Here is a 19,752-nt window from a genome sequence, read left to right on the forward strand (position 1 = left end):
CGATCGCGTGGAAAGCAGTCTGCAGGAACAACCGATGCTGCGGATCGGTCGAGCGCGCTACCTGCGGAGTGAAGCCAAAGAAGTCGGAGTCGAATTCGTCGATGCCGTCCACCAATGCGGCGCGCCGCACGTACGCGTGATTCGCCAGCGCCTTCTCGCTGACGCCCTCGGCCAGCAGATCGTCCTCCGACAGCGTGACGATCGATTCCCTGCCGTGAACCAAGTTGTCCCAGAACGCCGACACCGAGTTGGCCCCAGGCAATCTGGCCGCCATGCCGACGACCGCTATCGCGTTGGGCGGCAGTTCGCTGTTGCTGGTCACACTCGATCTCCTACCTTTCGCCGAGCTGCGGCTCGTTGCCGTGCTGCGGCGCGCTGCTTGGCCCGGTCACGAACGCCGTTGGCCCTCTCGCCCTTTTCTTCGTTGTCAACACCCAGTTGACGGATGAGATCGGTTGTCAGCTCAGCCAGCGACGCACCCTGAAGCAGCAGGGCCACCGGCGGTTCGACACCGAAGTCACCACGAACAGTGTTCCGGATTCGCACGGCCATCAGCGAATCCATCCCCAGTTCGGTCAACGGCTGATCGGCGTCGATCGTACTGTCCTTCCGGTAGCCCATGATGGCCAGGATGCGTCCGCCCAGTCGTGCAATGACGACCCGGTGGGCTTCGGCGGCATCCATCTCGCGCAACGCGTCGGGGCCTGCCCAATCGTCGTCGTCGCTGTCGATATCGAGTTCCTCGGCCAGCTTGGCGAAATACCCGAGTTGCTGAATCTCCGGGAACGCGGCCGCCGCCCGATCCAGCCGCAGTCGAGCCACCCCGATGTTCGTGGGCTGGTTGGCGAGGATGGCCTCCAGCGCCTCGATGCCTTCAGCCGGCGCAATGGGGTCCAGCGCACTGAAGGTTAGCGAGCGGGCGACGCCAATGTCGGACCACTGGCCCCAGTTGATCGTGGTGGCAGGCAAACCCGATGCCCGTCGCCAGTCGACCAGGCCGTCGAGCCAGGCACTGGCGGCGGCGTAGGCGCCCTGTCCGGGCGCGCCCAGCAGTGACGACGTCGACGAGAAGCCAACCCACCAGTCGAGGTCGCTAGCGGCGGTCGCGACGTGCAGTCGCAGCGCGCCAATGGCTTTCGGCGCCCACACCCGCTCCAGGCTGTCCTTGCGGAGGCCTGCGACGATCTGGTCGTCGAGCACAACGGCGCTGTGCACCACACCGCGCAAGGCCAGACCCGTCTCTTCCGCCGCGCTCACCAGCCGCTCGGCGACTCCGGGTGCGGCGATATCGCCTGGTACAACAACGATTTGTGCACGCTGGCCGAGTTCGTCGAGCACCGCTTGCGCCTCTTCGGACGGCTGGGACCGCCCGTTGAGGATGATGCGGCCGGCGCCGCTGTCGACCAGCCAACGGGCCATGGCCAAACCGATCCCGCCGAGACCACCGGTGAGGATGTAGGAACCGTCGTGACGAACGATCCCGCCCGGCTTGGCCGTACCCAACGTCGCGCGGGAAAGCCGCTTTGCATAACGCTTTTCGCCGCGCCATGCGACCACATCGTCGCCGGAGGCCAGGCCCAGCTCGGTGGTCAGCGGTGTCACGGTGTCGCCCGGCAGATCGACCAACGTGGTGCGCAGATCCGGGTGCTCGTAGGCAAGAACCCGGATCAACCCGGTCAGTGCGCTGACCGACGGGTCGCCCGGTTCGCCGTCGTTGACGGCCAGACCGTCGCGGGACACCAGCCACAGTCGCGGTGACTTGCCGTGCCACCCGCTGAGGATCGCGCGAACCGTCGAGGCGACCCCCCACGTGAGGTCGCGGCCGCGCGCCGGTGCGTCGCTGGAATCGGCCCCGTCGAATGGCTGCCGGCCCGCGAAGATGACCACGCCGACCGGCGGGAGCTCGGCGTCTGCCGCGGCTTGCGAGAAGGCTTCGAGGACCGCCGACTCCTGCGAAAGGTCGGCGCTGACCACCCGTCGAGTCGGTGAGCTCAATCCGGCTACGAATTCGTTGGCCACCGGCTCGGTCTCGGCGCCATCGGTCAATACCAGCCAACTGCCCTCCGGCGGCATCGGCGCCGCCGGGTCAACGGGAGTCTCCAGCCACTCGGTGTCGAAGATCTTCTGCGTCAGCGGCATTGGCACGGTGTGGCGTTGCACGCGCTGCAGGTAGATGCCGCTGATCTCGGCGGTGGGAGTGCCCGTGTCGTCTGTGATCAGGACGCGGCCCATGATGCCGGACCCTTCTAAACCCCCGCCGCCGGCGTTGACCAGTTCGGCGCGGCATCGGGCGCGTCGGCCGACATCGCCGAAGACCCGGATCTTCTCGAACGACACCGGCAGATACGTTGCCTCGCTGGAGTCGGCCAACGCTTCACTCGACAGCGCGGCGGCCAGGCCCTGCAAAGCCGCGTCGAGCAGGACGGGGTGGATTCGGTAAGCGCGATGCCCGGTCGCCTCGTGCGGCAGGACGATCTCGGTCTCCGAGGTGCCGTTGGACCGGTGGACGATGCGGGTCAGTGCGGCGAAGGCCTGCCCGTGGTGCAGACCGGTGTTGCGCAACGCGGAGTACAGATCCGCGGGCGAGACCACGGTGCCGGGTTCCGACGAAGCGGTCGGCGCGTATGGCGCTTCCGATTGCCCCACTTCGACTTTCCCGACTGCGTGGCGGATCCAAGCACCGGTGGCCGAGCGCGAATGGATCTCGACGCGAATCTCGTCGCTATCCTTCTCGCCCCGGGTGAGCTGCGTGGTGAGCTGGGTTGTGTCGCCCAGCGGCAGCATCTGTTCGACTTCGACTCCAATGGTCACCGACTGCGCCGGCAAGCCAAGGGCTTCGCTGGCGGCGGCCAGCGCGATCTCACCGAAACCGGTGCCCGGCATGACCGGCTGGCCATGCACCTTGTGGTCCGCCAGCCAGGGCAGCGCTTCGATGCCGACGTCGGCCTGCCACACGTGATCGCGACCGGACGGCATTTCGACGTGCGTGCCCAGCAGCGGATGCGTACTCGCTGACTGCCGGGTAGCCGAAAAAGGCGCCGCCCAATACCGGGAGTGCAGCCATGGCGTCGGCGGGAGATCAGTGAGTCTCTTTGTGCTGCTATCGATCTGCGCCGCTGCAGCAGCTGACGGGGGCCGAAGCGTCGCCAGCTGGGTGTGAAATGTGAGTGTCTCCGGGTTGTCCCGGGTCAACGTCGCCGCCACCTGGGCACCGCCGCGCGGGTTGGCCGACTCGAGGTTGCCCGCGATGGCGTGGCTGAGCAGCGGATGCGGGCTGACTTCAACGAAGGTGGCATGGTTTTTGGCGGCAGCCGTCACCGCCTGGCTGAACCGCACCGGGTTGCGCAGATTGACCACCCAATAGTCGGCATTGAACGCCGGCGCGGCGCCATCGGTTTGACCGACCGTGCTGATCAGCGGGATCTTCGGCGTTGTCGGCGCCAAACCCGCTAACGCGCTGCGCAACTCGGGCAGGATCGGATCAACTGTGGGATGGTGCGAGGCCACATCGACTTCGATGCGCCGCGCCAACCGGCCTTGCGCGTCCACCACCGCGATCACCGCATCGACCTGCTCGGGCGGCCCGGCGATCACGGTCTGCTGCGGGGCCGCGTAGACCGCCACCGTGATGTCCGGATAGTCGGCGATCAACTTCTCGACCGCCTCGGCATCCAGCTCGAGCAGCGCCATGGCGCCATGCCCGGACAGACGCGACATCAACTTCGATCGGGTCGCGATCACCTTCAAACCATCCGCCGGGCTCAGCGCCCCGGCCACCACGGCCGCGGTCACCTCCCCCATCGAATGCCCAATCACCGCATCGGGTTCCACCCCGTACGAGCGCCACAACGCCGTCAACGCCAACTGCATACCAACCAAGACCGGCTGGATACGCTCGATACCCACCACCGGCTCGCCGCTAATCAGCACATCGCGCAGCGAAAACCCGACCTGCTCAACGAAAGCCGGCTCCAACTCGTCAATCGCCGCAGCGAACGCCGGCTCATCCTCTAGCAACTGCCGACCCATGCCGGCCCACTGCGAACCCTGGCCCGAATACAGGAAAACGGTGCCAGATCCGCGCGGCGCCTCACGCGGGCCGACTACTCCCGGCGTCGGCTGCCCGGCGGCCAAGGCCCGCAGTCCCGCCACCGCCTGGCCGCGATCACGCGCGGACACCGTGGCGAATTTGTTGTGGCGGCTGCGGTAGTGGTTGACGGTGTGAGCGATATCTGCCAGCGGGACGCCGGCACCGTCGCCGTCCATCCAATCGGCCAACGCGGCCGCCCATGACGTTATCCGTTGATCGTTTTTGCCGGAGACCGTCAACGTCGTCACCGGCGAGGAGTCGGGATCCGATACCGGCGCTGGTTCCGGCCCCTGCTCGATCACCACGTGTGCGTTCGTCCCGCCCAGGCCGAATGACGACACCGCGGCTCGCCGCGGACCCTCGTCAGCGGGCCAGGGGCTCAGTTCGGTAGGAACGAACAGACGCGTCGGCTTTGGGTCGATCGCCGGATTCCATTGCGAGAAGTTGAGGTTCGGCGGAATCTTGCCCCGCTGCACAGACAGCGCGGCCTTGATGAAACCGGCAATCCCGGCGGCCGCCTCCAGATGGCCAATGTTGGTCTTCACTGCGCCCAGTGCGCATGGACCTTCACCTCGCCCGTAGACGTCGGCCAACGCTTCGAACTCGATCGGATCACCCAAAGCGGTTCCGGTGCCGTGCGCCTCAATGAAATTCACCGAACCCGGCGTGACGTCGGCGCTGCGCAACGCGCGGGTGATGACGTCGCTCTGCGCGATGGTATTAGGCGCGGTCAGACCGTTGGAGCGACCGTCCTGATTGGTCGCCGAGCCCCGCACCACCGCCAGGACCCGGTCCCCGTCGCGTACGGCGTCGGTGAGCCGCTTGAGCACCACGATGCCGGCGCCCTCGCCCCGAACGAATCCGTCGGCGCGCGAGTCGAAGCTGTGACACCGGCCTTGCGGCGATAACATTCCCCACTTGGCCATCGCTATCTGGGTTTCCGGGCGCAAGATCAGGCTGACACCGCCGGCCAGCGCCAGATCGCTCTCCCGCAGCCGCAGGCTTTGGCAGGCCAGATGAATCGTTACCAACGAAGACGAGCATGCGGAGTCAATAGCTACCGCCGGTCCACGCAGGCCCAGCAGGTAAGCGATCCGACCGACGGCGACCGCATGAGCGTTACCGGTTGCGGAGTAAGCATCGATATTGTCCGGGTTGGCTGCTGAAATCGTCTGATACTCGGTGTAATACACACCCATCATCACTGCGGCACGGATTCCGGCCAACTCCTCCGGCGCGATTCCGGCATGTTCCAATGCTTCAAAAGCCACTTCCAGCATCAGCCGCTGCTGCGGATCCATGGCTTCGGCTTCACGCGGGGAAATCCCGAAGAAGTCGGCGTCGAAGCCGGCCACATCGGGCAGAAAGCCGCCCCACTTCGACGACATCCGGCCGGGAGCGAACTGGTCCGGATCGTAGTATTCGTCGGCATTCCAACGGTCGGAAGGGATTTCGCTGATCCCGTCCCCGCCGTTAGCCAAGAAGTTCCAGTAGCCCTCCGGGCCTGCCGCGCCGCCGGGAAAACGGCAGCCGATCCCCACCACCGCCACCGGCTCGGCGGCGGCGATCCGCGAAGCCTTGTCGAACTGCTGCGTCAGCGCGTCCCGCTTGTCGGCGGGCATCGCCGAAACTCTGTCGAAAATCGTTCCCATCAAAAAATACCGCTCTCACTGCCCGCCGAAGCCGACTCCACGTGCTCGAACAACTCATCCAACACACTGCCCGCCGAATCGAGCGCCGCGCCGGCGGAATCTTCCTGTGGCACCTCTCGAGGTGCAAGCAGTTCCGCCAGATACGCCGCCAAGGACGAGATGGTCGGGTGGTTGAACAGCATATTCGCCGACAGGTCGACTCCGAGAAGCTTCTGCGTCGCTCGCAGGACTGCCATCGCCATCATCGAGTCCAGTCCCAGTTCGGGGAATGGCTGATCGGCGTTGATTGCCGATGGCGACATTCGCAGTTCGCGGGCCATCATCGTTCGGAGCCTGATCTCGATTTCGCTGAACCGATCCTCAGCCGAGAGCGCCGACCAGTCCGGAACCGACGCTGCCAACTGATCTGAGTGGTCGACGGTCGATCGGTGGTCGGCGCCCGATGTGTCGAACACGCGGTCGAATTCTGAGACCAACTTGTCGAAGAAGCCCAGTTCGCGGAACTCGGGGGTGGCCGCGACGGCGCGGTCCAGACGCAGCCGTCCAACACCCACCCGACCGATGGCGCCACCCACCAAGGTCTGCAGCGCCTCGATGCCTTCGTCTGGAGTGATCGGGTCCAAGACGCTATAGGTCAGCGCACGGCTCATCCCGACGTCAGACCACTGGCCCCAGTTGATTGCGGTCGCGGGCAGCCCTGATGCTCGTCGCCACGCCACCAGGGCATCAAGCCACGCGTTCGCTGTCGTATAGGCCAACTGACCAGGCAAACCAATAAGCGTGGCCATGGACGAGAAGCCGACCCACCAGTCAAGTTGTCGGGTGGCTGTCGCGACATGCAGCCGCAGTGCCCCGGTCACCTTGGGCGCCCACACCCGTTGCATGCCCTCGCGGGTAAGAGCGCTCACCAGACCGTCACCGGTCACGCCGGCCCCATGTACGACTCCCCGCAACGGCCGTCCAGTCTCCTCGGCAGCCGCAACTAGCCGATCCGCCACGTCCGGTGACGCGATATCGCCTGACACAAAGACGATTTCGGTGCCGTTTGCCAGGTCGGCGAGGGCCTTCCGCTGATCATCTGAGGGTTCACTTCGGCCATTGAGAACGAGCCGCCCCGCGCCGCGATCTACCAGCCATCGCGTCACGACCGTGCCCAAGCCGCCAAGGCCACCGGTGATGATGTATGAGCCATCCGCGCGGACGACAGCATCCTGGCGGGTCGCATCCAGCGACGCGCGCGAGAGCCGTTCCGCATATCGGCTGCGCTCGCGCCACGCGATCACGTCGTCGCCCGCCGGTGATTGCAGTTCCCTCAGCAACGATGTGACTAGGTTCTCCAGATCGTCGGATTCGCCCAAATCGACGAGAGTCGCACCGATATCCGGCTCGCCGGCAAGGACGCGAGCCGCTTCCCCGGGGAACCGCCAGTTACGAATGAGGCCTTTAAGGGCTCCGATCGCCGGATCACCTGGCTCACCCTCGTGAACCGAAAGGCCGTTACGGGTTACCAGCCACAGCCGCGGCAACGTGGCGGTCCGGCTGTCGACGATTGCGTGCGTCGCGGCCGAGATCGCCCAGATCGACTCGTTCGCGCGACGAAGCGCACCCTCAACGTCGGCCCCGTCAAGCGAACCCTGTCCGAGGAATACGATCACGCCCGCGGGCGGGTGCTGCGGATCAGCCACGGATTCCGCGACGGCCTTCAGTACCGCCGATTCGTCGTACAGTTCTGCGCTGATCACTCGTCGGCTCGGTGAGCTCAGTCGGGCAGCGAATTCCGCAGGGAGCGCTGTTGTCCCGGCGTCGGGGTCGGCCAACAACAGCCAGCTCCCGGCAGGTGGCGCCGAGTCGATTTCCGGAATCGAACTCGGCACCCACTCGGTGTCGAAGACCTTCTGCTCCAGCGGCAACGGCACCGACCGGAGATCCAATGGCCGCAACTCGATGTCGGTGAGCTCCGCCGTCGCAGTCCCGCCGTCGTCGGTGAGGATGATTCGGCCGTTGTACCCGCCGGACTCCTGTTCGATCAGATCGACGTGGCACTGGGCGCGGCGGCCGATCGGTCCGAGCACCCGAATGGTCGCCACCGACGTCGCCAGATACGACGTGTCGGTCGAAGTGTCCCGCGATTGGGCCGGGATAGCGCCAACGAGTCGCTGCAGCGCCGCGTCGAGCAGTACCGGGTGGATGCAGTACTCGGGATGGTCCGCCGCCTCGTCGGCCAGCTCGAGCTCGGTACGCGACTCGACTTCGCGCCCTCCTGCCGCCACATCCTCATCGGTCACGTCGATTTCGGCTACCGCGTACCGAGACCAGTTGTTGCCGGCGGAACTGGCATGAATCTCAACGCGATTCCCGTCGCTGTCTTGAGCAATCTGCGTCGTGACGCGGGTCTGGCGATCCAAGACAAGCGGCTGCTCGATTTCCAGCGCGGTAACCCGGATTGCGTCAACAGGCAGCCCAAGGGACTGACGGCCGGCGGCTAATGCCATTTCAGCAAAGCCCGCGGTCGACATGACGGCTTGGCCATTGACCTTGTGATCGGCCAGCCACGGCAAAGACTCGATCCCGATGTCTGCCTGCCACACATGATCACGGCCAGAGGGCATTTCAACGTGCACCCCAAGCAACGGATGGACGTCTGGCAGCCGCTGGCCGACGGGTTTTGTCTCGATCCAATACTTCGAGTGCAGCCACGGCGACGCAGGGATATCCGTGAGACGGTCACCGTCGGACCTTGGGGGCGTCACACCCAGGGTGGCGAGCTGCGCATGGACGGAGAGGGTTTCGTCTTCTCCGCGCTTCATGGTCGAGGTGACGGTGCAGCGATCGGTCGACGATATTGATGCAAGCGTTTCGCCGATGGCGTAGGTAAGCAGCGGGTGCGGGCTGACTTCGACGAAGTTGTGATTTCCGTGTTCGTCCAAGGCGGCGGCCACAGCCTGGGTGAATCGCACCGGATTGCGCAGATTGACCACCCAATAGTCGGCGTCAAAAGCCGGCACGACACCGTTGGTTTGGCCCACCGTGCTGATCAACGGAATATTCGGCACCGCCGGTGCCAAGTCAGCAAGCGCACTTCGCAACTCCGGCAGAATCGGATCCACCGTGGGATGGTGCGACGCCACGTCCACCTCGACCCGCCGCGCCAACAGGCCCTGCGCATCCACCACTTCGATTACCGCGTCGACCTGGTCGGGCGGCCCGGCAATCACCGTCTGCTGCGGCGACGCATACACCGCCACGGTGATCTCGGCGTAGTCGGCGACCAACTTTTCGGCGTCCTCGGCGCCCAGCTCCAGCAGGGCCATCGCGCCTTGCCCAGATAAGCGCGACATCAATCGCGACCGGGTGGCGATCACCTTCAGCCCGTCGGCCGGGCTCAGCGCCCCGGCCACCACCGCCGCGGTCACCTCCCCCATCGAATGCCCAATCACCGCATCGGGTTCCACGCCATAGGAGCGCCACAACTGCGTCAGCGCCAGCTGCATACCCACCAGCACCGGCTGAATACGCTCGATACCCACCACCGGCTCCCCGGCGGCCAACACATCGCGTAGTGAAAACCCAACCTGTTCAACGAAGTCCGGCTCTAGCTCGTCGATCGCCGTGGCGAAGCCCGGCTCCTCGGCCAGGAGCCGCTGGCCCATGCCCGCCCACTGCGAACCCTGACCCGAATACACGAACACCGTGCCCGATCCATGCGGTCCCTCGCGGGGCTCGACAACGCCAACCGCCGATTCGCCGGCCGCCAATGCCCGCAGCCCGGCCACCGCCTGGGCGCGATCACGCGCACAGACCGCGGCGAAGGTCTTCTGACGGGCGCGATGATGATTGACGGTGTGGGCGACATCGGCCAACCGCGCACCGGCGCCCGCGCCGGCCATCCACTCGGCCAACGTCCCCGCCGTCAACGCGACCCGCACCGGGGTCTTCCCGGAAATCACCAGTGTGCTCACCACCGGTTCCGGACCCGGCTCAGCCGGAATAGGGTCGGGCGCCTGCTCGAGCACCACGTGGGCATTGGTGCCACCAAACCCGAACGAGGACACCCCGGCCCGCCGTGGCCGCCCCGTCGGTGGCCAATCCTGTTGCTCAGCAACCACTTTAAGCTGCAGCTTTGGAAACGGGATGTGCGGATTCGGGGTACCGAAGTTCGGGTTTGCTGGAATCTGCGCCCGCTGCAACGCCAATACTGCCTTGATCAAACCCGCGATCCCGGCCGCCGCCTCCAAATGGCCAAGATTCGATTTGATTGCACCGATGAGCAACGGAGCGTCGTGTGGTCGCCCGCGGCCCAGCACCGTTCCCAGGGCACGGGCTTCGATGGGATCGCCTAGCAAGGTGCCGGTGCCATGGGCCTCCACATAGTCGACCTCCTGTGGCGGCACGCTGGCGTTGGCATACGCGGCCCGCAGCACGGCAATTTGGGCCGCAGGATTGGGAGCCATGAGTCCGTTGGACCGGCCATCCTGATTGACCGCCGAACCCCGGACCACCGCCAACACCGGATCCCCGTCGCGCAGCGCATCGCCGAGCCTCTTGAGCACCACCGCCCCGCAACCCTCACCGCGAACGAATCCGTCAGCATCCGCGTCGAACGCATGACACTGACCGGTCGGCGACATCGCCTCGGCCTGATCGAAGCTGCGGGTCACTACTGGTGACAGCAGCAGATTGACCCCCGCGGCGATCGCCAGACTCGCATCACCGGCCCGCAAGCTCTGGCAAGCGAGATGCAGCGCGACCAGCGACGACGAACACGCCGTATCGACCGTGACCGACGGCCCCCGCAGATCAAAAAAGTACGAAACGCGGTTGGCAATAATGCTGAGCGCACCGCCGATACCCGACCAGGCATCCACTTGACTCAGATCGGTCGTCGCCAGATAGCCATACTCACTCACGCACGCACCGACGAAAACCCCTGTCTGCGAATGCCGCAGCGAATCAGTCGGAATCCCGGCATGCTCGAATGCCTCGTTGGCCACTTCCAGCAGCAGACGCTGCTGCGGGTCCATCATGGCCGCTTCCCTCGGCGAGATCTCGAAGAACTCCGCGTCGAAAGTGTCGACCTCAGTCAAGAAAGAACCCCAACGGGTGGTGCGCGACAACGCTGCCGCCGCCGCCGGAGAGCCGTCGTCGAACGGTGCCCACCGATCCGGCGGAACCTCTCCCACCGCCGACCGGCCCTCGGACAGGAACTGCCACAACCCTTCCGGCCCGGCGATCTCACCGGGCAAACGGCATCCCAGACCGATCACCGCGATCGGCTCGTCCACACCACCGCGATCCGGACCCGGCGCCGGCTCGGCCTCGGCTTCGGATTCGGGACTGCTGAGGAACCGCGCCAGATCACCGATTGTCGGATGCTGCCAGAACTCCACCGGCGAAACTTTCCGGCCGAGCAACTCACTCAGCTCACCTGAGAGCACCATCGCGTCGCGCGAGCCCACACCAAGGTCGGTCATTGACGCGTCGAAGTCGATGTCGTCGGGACTGCACCCAATATTCGTTATCAGGTAGTCGGCCAGCCAGTCCCGAAAAGCGTCCTCGTCCATAGGCGCTGTCATGACGCGGCATCCAAACGGCCGGATTCACCCTGCCGGTAGAGCTCCATCAGATACCGGTTCATCCCAGCCTCTCGGAAAGCTCTTTGAGCAGATCGTCATCACTGAGGTCTTCATACGCGTCGACGCTCTCCTGATCGGCGACCTCGACCACTTCCGGAAGAAGGGTGGCCAAGTAGTCGGAGAGCGCCTCTACGGTCGGATAGTCGAACACCACGGACGCGGGTAGCGACTCGCCGAGGCTGTCGGAGAGTGCGCGCTGCAGCGTCACGCTCGTCAGGGAGTCCATCCCGGATTGGAAGAAACCCGTCGCCGGATCCAGCAGTTGCGGTGACGCCAACCCCATCGCCGCGACGACCTGCGCAGTGACGTGATCGACAAGAAGGCCGCGCCGCCGCTCCGGTTCGGCGTCGCGCAACGCTTCCCGGAACTCGGTGATCAGCGTCGATGAGCTTTCGCCCTCGGTCTCGGTCGGCAGCAGCTCGTCCACGATGCGTAGCGCCGCGCGGGTGCTGCGGTAGGCGGTGGCGAGCCGGGCCCAGTCGGCCGCGACGATCGTGGCGCGCACCGGGGTGCCGGGACCCGTGACCCACGGCAGCGCCTGGATCGCGACCTCGTCGGGCATGGGCTCCAGACCCGAGTCGAGGGTAACGTGCCGCTCCTCGTCGGATTGGCTGTCGGACAATGACTTCCAGAGCCCCCAGTTGATCGTGGTGGCCGGAAGTCCGGCCGCCCGGCGCGCAAACGCGAAGGTGTCCAGGAAGGTGGTGGTGGCCGCGTAGTGGGCCAGCCAGCGCGAGCCGGTCAGTCCAGAGATCGACGAGAACAGCACGAACTGGCGCACCGGGTGGCGCACGGAGAGTTTATGCAGCAGCGCAACCACATTCAGCTTCGGCCTGAACATCGCAGTGACGTCGGCATCGGTCATGTCGCGCAGAGTGATTGGCCCGCCCGCGAAGGCGGCCACATAGACGCCGGCCAACGGTGGAAGATCCGCGCCGAAGCGGTCGAGCAGTGCGCTCATCGCGGTTTCATCTGCCGCGTCGGCAGCCACCGTCACCAAGGTGGTTCCGGTCGCCGACAGGCCGGTCGCCAACTCGTCCAGGAATGAACCCGGATTGCGGGAAACCGCGACGACGGTGCCGGCGCCGCTGTCCGCAAGCTGCCGGATCAGATGCGGCCCGATGTTGCCGGTTGCGCCGATGACCAGATAGCTGGCGTCCTTGTCCAGTTCTACCGGAGATGTCGACGGCAGGTAACCGCTTTGCAGCCGCGGGACACGGCGGATACCGGCCCGATAAACGACCTGATCCTCGCCATCGTCGCCGTGAGCTTCGTCGAGCACATACCGGGCGGCCAAGCCGGCGGGCACCGATTCGTCGACATCGATGATGCCGCCCCAGATCTCCGGATGCTCCAGTGCCAGCGTGCGACCCAGTCCCCACAACACCGCGTGGGCGGGATTGGCCCGATCGCCTTCGCCGACGGGCTGAGCATTGCGGGTCAGCAGGAATAGCCGCGGCGCCACCCCCATCTCGGTCACCGCCGTGGCGAGCTTCCGCGCAGCGTTGAACAAGCCATATCCCGATTCGGCATCGAAGTGGTCAGCGAGCGCCTGCGGCGCGTAGAGCACATGGGTCGCTCCGGCGAGGGCGTCGGTGATCGCTTCAACGTCGGTGTCTTCGGCCAGCAGCGAAGCCGGCAGCACCATCACGTCGGAGTCATCGCCGAGAACGTGGTCGATCTCCGCGCCGAGCTCGGAGTCGGCGATCACCAGCCACGAGCTATCGGCGTCCCGCCGTCCTGCGGACAACGTCCGAGCCGGCCAGGCCAGCTGGCTGTACCACTCCGGCGGAATAGGTCCATCCGCGACCTGTCCACGCGGAATACGAACGTGCTCAACATGTTTGACCAGAGCCAGTGGCCTACTGGTGGCCCAGTGCCTGCTGTGGTGCCAGGGAGTAGTGGGCAGTGCCGGAGCCGGTCCCGCCGGGTGGGGTGTCTCCGGCGGCTGGCTGGTGTGGACGGCGTTGACGTTGGTGTGGAAAGTGACCGTGTCATCACCGTCGCGCCACAGCGTTCCGACGGCATGGTGATGGGTCAGCGAATCCAGCGTGTCGTTGATGGCATGCGTCAAGATCGGGTGGGCGCTGATCTCGATGAAGGTGCCGTGGTCTTCTGCGGCTGCGGTGATGGCCTGACTCAGCAGCGCTGGCTGGCGCACATTGGCTACCCAGTACTCGGCATCCAGCACCGGCGCGGTGGTGTCGCGCACAACGGTGGAGACAAACGGAAGTGTCGGCATCGCCGGCACCAGATCCGCCAGCGCCGCGCGCAAGTCGGGCAGAATCGGATCCATCAACGCGGTATGCGAGGCAACCTCCATGTTGACCCGCCGGGCGAACTTGTTCTGCGCGCTCACCGCGGCAATCAGTGCATCGACCGGCGCCACCGGCCCGGCGATCACCGTCTGCTGCGGCGCGATGTAGCCCGCCACACTGACATTGGGATAGTCGGCGATCAACGCCGCGGTGGCCTCGGCGTCCAGTTTGAGTAATCCCACCGCACCATGTCCGGCGAGCGGCGACATCAGACGTGAGCGGATAGCGATCACCCGCAGTCCGTCGGCCACGCTGAGCGCCCCGGCCACCACCGCCGCGGTGATCTCGCCCATCGAATGACCGATCACGGCATCAGGGTGCACCCCATACGAGCGCCACAACTCGGTCAGCGCCAGTTGCAACCCCATCAGCACCGGCTGTACCTGCGCGTCACCGCTCACCGGTTCGCCGGCGGCGATCACCTGCTGCAGCGAAAACCCAACGTGGGAAACAAAATCGTGCTCCAAATCGGCGATGGCCTCGGCAAACACCGGCTCGTCGGCGAGCAATTGGCGGCCCATGCCCGCCCAGTGCGAGCCCTGACCCGAGTAGACGAACACCGTGCTGGGATTACGCGGGCGGTCGTGCGGCCCCACGATTCCCTCTGCTCCCTCCGTCACTCCCCCCGCGGCCAGGGCCTTCAACCGGCTGACCGCGTCGGCGTGATCGCGGGCGCAGACCGTTGCGAACTGAGCGTGTCGCTCCCGGTGGTGATTGAGCGCATGAGCCACATCGGGCAACCGCACTGCGGAACCTGCACCGGCCATCCACTCGGCCAGTGTGGTGGCCAGCGCCGCTATCCGTTCCGGGGTCTTGCCCGACACCACCAAGGTGGTCACGGCCGGATCGGCCTCGCGCAGAACAGGTACCGAAGCAGGAGCCTGCTCGATCACCACATGAGCATTGGTGCCACCGAACCCGAATGCGGACACTCCAGCCCGCCGCGGATGCGACGTGTGTGGCCACTCTTGTTGCTCGGCAACGACTTTCAGCCGCATTTGGTTGAACGGAATATGGGGATTGGGGGTCTCGAATCCCAGATTCGCCGGGATGCTTGCCCGCTGCACCGCCAACACAGCCTTGATCACCCCCGCAACCCCGGCCGCCGCCTCGAGGTGACCGAGGTTGGACTTCACCGCGCCGATCAACAGCGGGGATTGCTCCGGACGACCCTTACCGAGGACGGTACCGAGCGCACGCGCCTCGATCGGATCCCCCAGCAGCGTTCCGGTCCCGTGGGTCTCGACATAATCCACTTCATGCGGCGGCACCCCCGCATTGGCGTACGCCGCACGCAGCATCGCCATCTGGGCGGCCGGGTTAGGGGCAAACAGGCCGTTGGACCGACCGTCCTGATTGACGGCTGAACCCCGCACCACCGCCAGCAGCGTATCGCCGTCGCGCAGTGCGTCGCTCAGTCGCTTGAGCACCACTACCCCGCAGCCCTCGCCGCGGACGAATCCGTCGGCGTCCGCGTCGAATGTGTGACAGGCACCGCTTCGCGACATCACACCGGCTTCATCGAAACCACGAAAGATCTGCGGCGACAGCAAGAGGTTGACTCCCGCTGCAATGGCCAGATCGGATTCCTCCATCCGCAGGCTCTGGCACGCCATATGCAAAGCGACGATCGATGACGAACAGGCGGTATCCACCGTGACGGAGGGTCCACGCAGGTCCAGGAAATACGACAGCCGGTTGGCGATGATGCTCAGCGCACCACCTGGGTTAGTCCATGCGTCGACACTGGTCAGATCGAGACCTGCCAGATAGCCGTAGTCGGTGTAGCACGCTCCGGCAAAGACGCCAGTCTGCGACCGGCGCAGTGAACTAGGTGGAATCCCAGCGTGTTCCAAAGCCTCACAAGCGACTTCGAGCAGCATGCGCTGCTGGGGGTCCATCTTCACGGCTTCGCGGGTGGAGATATCGAAGAATTCCGCGTCAAAGGCGTCGATGTCGGCCAAGAACGTCCCCCACCGCGTGGTGCGGGCGAGTGCCTCCGCTATTTCAGCGGAGCCGTCCTCGAATGGCGCCCACCGATCCGCCGGCATTTCCGACACCGCGGACCGACCCTCGCACAAAAAGTCCCAGTACTCCTCCGGGCCGTGGACCCCACCGGGGAATCGGCAGCCCAGGCCGATCACCGCGATCGGCTCGTCGGTGCTGCTTCGACGATCGGCCTCGTAGACCGGCTCGGCGGAGGATTCGGACCCACTGAGAAACTGCGCCAAGTCAGCGATTGACGGATGCTCCCAGAATTCCACCGGCGAGACTTTCCGACCGAGCAGCTCGGAAAGCTCGCCGGAGAGCACAATTGCGTCGCGCGAGCCCAGACCAAGATCGCTCATCGACGCGTCGAAGTCGATGTCGTAGGGACTGCAGCCGACGTTGGTTACGAGGTAGTCGGCCAGCCAGTGCCGAAGAGCCGCCTCGTCGAAAGCGGAGGTCATGACAGGATCTCCAAACGGCGGGATGTACCGTCCCGGTAGCCCTGCATCAGGTACCCCTCTCACTACCAGCCGGAGCAGACTCCACGCTGTCGAACAGGTCATCCAAGACGCTGCTGTCCGAATCGCCGAACGCGTCGATGTCGTTGTCCGATTCTGTTTGCGGTAGAAGCTTTTTGGCGAGATGCTCCGCCAATGCAACGATCGTCGGATAATTGAAAAGCATCGTTGCTGACAGCTCGACGCCGACGAACTGCTCGGTGTCTCGTCGAACCGACATCGCCATTACCGAATTGAGGCCCAGCTCCGCGAAGGGCCGGTCCGGCTCAAGCTCGGCTTCCGGCATTTGCAGCTCGCGGGCAAGGATGGCTCGCAGCCCGGCCTGCAGTTCGCGCAAGACGTCCTCGGCAGGCATCTGCGACCACGCCGGTGATATCGCCGCCGCCTCGGATGGCGCCGGCACCTCGGACGACGGCAGCGGAGCCATCAGGGCTTGAGCGACGTCGTAACGCGCCAGGTAATCCCAGGCCGCAAAGGCTTCTCCCGGGGTGACGGCCCGTGAGCCCAGCCGTTCGAGTTCCTGCATCGCGATTTGGGCGTCCGAGCCGAACCCGAGTCCCCGCCAGACCACCCAGTCCAAGCTGGCAGTGTGGCAGCCCTGGCGGTGACGCGCGTGCGCCAGTCCGTCCAGGTAGGCATTGGCTGCCGCGTAGGCGCCCTGCCCCGGGACACCGAACACCGCCCCGGCCGCGGCAGTCATGAACAAGAAGTCGAGGCTAGCGGGCGGGAACACCTCGTGCAACGCCTGCGCACCGGCGATTTTCGGCGACATGGTGTGCCGAAGACGGCTCTCGGTGACCTCGGTGAGCAGTTGGGCGTCGGTGATCCCGGCGGCGTGGATGACGCCGCGTATCGGGGGCGCCCCGTCGGCGTCGCGCTTCGCCACAAGTGCTTGCACCGCGTCCCGCGAACCCACGTCGAGGGCCACGGCATCCACCGTGACCCCGCGGGATTCCAGCGCCCGGATGGCGGCGACCTTGTGCCTGGTCTCGGTGTCCGTGCCGGGGCCATCCCAATCACGACGTGGTGGCAGCGGCGTGCGGCCGGCCAGGATCAGACGACGCGCGCCGCGATCGGCGAGCCAACCCGCGATCAGCAGACCGAGCGCACCCATGCCGCCGGTGACCAGGTATGCCGCATCCGGGCGACACCGCAGCGGCTCGCGGACCGGTTCACCGGAGACGGGCGCGAAGACCTGCGTGAGGAATCGGCCGTCACGCAGCGCCAGGATGGATTTGGGCGGTGCCCGCAGGATCGTGGACAGCGCCGATACCCAATCAGCGACGTCGGCCTCGTCCGGCACGTCGACCAGGCCGCCCCACAGCTGCGGCTGCTCGGCCCGGATGACCCCGGCGGTTCCCCACAGACAGCTCTGCCGCACCGCCGCCGCAGAAGCACCCTCGCGAACGCCGCGAGTGACGATCCACAGCGTGACCGGGTGATCGTCGTCCCGCTCGGCCAATCCGCGGACCAGATCCGCCACCTCCATCGACAGCCGAACCGCGCAGTCGAGGTCGGTCTTGTCGGAGTCGGAGTCGGCGGCGTAGAGGACGTATCGTGCGTCGGCGACCGCGGCCGACCGGTACCCGGCGTCGGCGAGCCGATCGCGCAGCGTGCCAGCGACGCTGTCCTCGCCCAGCACCGCAATCGTGGCCAAGCCATCGGCCGGTTGGTGCGAATCGGCATCATCCTCGACAGGCTGTAAGGGTTGCCAATCAATCGCGTGCACCATCGTCGGCGGGTCGTCGGCGCGGGAGGTCGAGAAGGCAGAAGCGCTCGCGTCCACCGCCGCATAGCGAAGTCCCCGGACGTCGATGCAGGCACTGCCGTCCGGCGCCGTTACCGCGATGTCGACGACGAGTTCTTCGTCGTTGCCGCCGCGCCGCTGCACCTCGATGTGGCCGCCCGGGTCGACAAGTTCGGCTGCGAATCGGACCCGTGCGACAGCAGCCGGAATCATCAGCCGCGGGTTGGAACTGTCCAGCAACCGGGCGACGTGGATCGCGGCGTCCAGCAGCGCGACCGCCGAGGGCTTGGACAACTCGACGTCGGCGTGCAATCGACCGCCCGCCGACCGGCAGGAGCCGATCGACCATTCGAACGGCCGTCCTTCACTGCCCCACGTCCGCCAGAACGAGGTCACCGACTCGTCGGCAAACTCGGCGTCCGACGCGTCCTGCGTCTCGATATGGCCGTGGTCGTCCGCTTCGTGGTCCTGCAGCTCGCGGGTGATTCGGGCGCTGGCGTGCTTGACCCAACGTTGCGCGGAGCCGCCATTTTCGAGGCTTGCGGCGCTCCCGGCACTCACGGCGCTCGACGACACGGTGACCGACGCGGCGTCTGCGACCACCTGAATCACCCGCGGCTCGTCGACGACGATCGGATAATCGAATCGGACATCTGATACTATCGACGCGCCAGATTCGGCTGCCGCGGCCGAAAGCGTCTGCAGCAGAACCGATATCGGAATGATCTCTACGCCATTGTTGTGGTGCGAACCCGGATAGGGCTTGTTGGCCGGCGTCAGCCGCGCCTGCCACAGATGCGTCGGCGGTGAGGTGGCGACCGCGATGTGCTCGCCGAGCAGAGTGCCGGGCTTGGGCGCGGATTCGGCTGCCCTGACGTAACTTTCGGCGCCGATCCAGTGCCGGGTGTGATGCCAGGGCGCGCCGGGCAGCACCGGATGCGGCTCGGGCGGATGCGGCAGCTGCGGGGGCTGGACCACACACGTGCTGTTGAAGTTGGTGTGGAAGCTGACCGTGTCATCACCATCACGAGACAGCGTCCCGATGCTGTAGTGGTGGGTGGATTCCAGCGTTTCGCTGACGGCGTGCATCAGCGTGGGGTGAGGACTGACCTCGATGAAAGTGGCGTTGTGCTCGGCGGCGGTGGCGATGGCTTGGCGCAGCCGCACCGGCTGGCGCACGTTGGCGACCCAGTAAGCAGCATCAAACGACGGTGTGGTGGCGGTGTCGACGACGGTGGAAATGAAGGGAATCGTCGGTGCTTTGGGCACCAGGTCGGCCAGCGCCGACTGCAACTCGGGCAAGATGGGGTCCATCAGCGCGGTGTGCGAGGCGACCTCCATATTCACCCGCTTCGCGAATCGCTCTTGGGCCGTTACCGCGGTAATCACTGCGTCTACCTGGGCCACCGACCCGGCGACCACGGTCTGCCGCGGCGAGAGGTAGCCCGCCAGACTGACCTCGGGATAGTCGGCGATCAGCTTTTCGGCCGCCTCGGCATCCAGTTCGAGCAGCGCCACCGCCCCTTGGCCGGCGAGCCGCGACATCAGCCGCGAGCGGGTGGCGATCACCCGCAGCCCGTCGGCGGGGCTCAGCGCCCCGGCCACCACCGCTGCGGTCACCTCACCCATCGAGTGCCCGATCACCGCATCGGGTTCCATCCCATAGGAGCGCCACAACGCGGTCAACGCCAACTGCAAACCCAGCAAAACCGGCTGGACCCGGGCATCCCCGGCCACCGGCTGGCCCTCGGCCAGCACCTGCCGTAGGGAGAACCCGACGTGCTCGACGAACGACGGCTCTAACT

General features: G+C 65.9%; 5 protein-coding genes. All 5 read right to left on the bottom strand.

Features of this window, described 5'->3' with window-relative positions:
• Window positions 1-274: beta-ketoacyl synthase N-terminal-like domain-containing protein (locus tag VKI00_RS30655; protein ID WP_324446672.1), on the bottom strand; the 274-nt coding region annotated here is incomplete at its 3' end.
• Between the two features lie 44 nt (window positions 275-318).
• Window positions 319-5,742, bottom strand: a complete 5,424-nt coding sequence (locus VKI00_RS30660) for a type I polyketide synthase (protein WP_324446664.1) — start codon at window positions 5,740-5,742, stop codon at window positions 319-321.
• Entirely contained in the window at window positions 5,742-11,315 is a 5,574-nt protein-coding gene (locus VKI00_RS30665; protein ID WP_324446666.1) for an SDR family NAD(P)-dependent oxidoreductase, read from the bottom strand. The genes VKI00_RS30660 and VKI00_RS30665 overlap by 1 nt, the downstream gene beginning before the upstream one ends.
• A 58-nt stretch (window positions 11,316-11,373) precedes the next feature.
• Window positions 11,374-16,143, bottom strand: a complete 4,770-nt coding sequence (locus VKI00_RS30670; protein WP_324446668.1) for a type I polyketide synthase — start codon at window positions 16,141-16,143, stop codon at window positions 11,374-11,376.
• 46 nt (window positions 16,144-16,189) lie between these two features.
• A partial coding sequence (locus tag VKI00_RS30675) for an acyltransferase domain-containing protein (protein ID WP_324446670.1) occupies window positions 16,190-19,752 on the bottom strand: 3,563 nt, incomplete at its 5' end.

Origin of the sequence: Mycobacterium sp. (genome assembly GCF_035314665.1) — a bacterium.
GTDB lineage: Bacteria > Actinomycetota > Actinomycetes > Mycobacteriales > Mycobacteriaceae > Mycobacterium.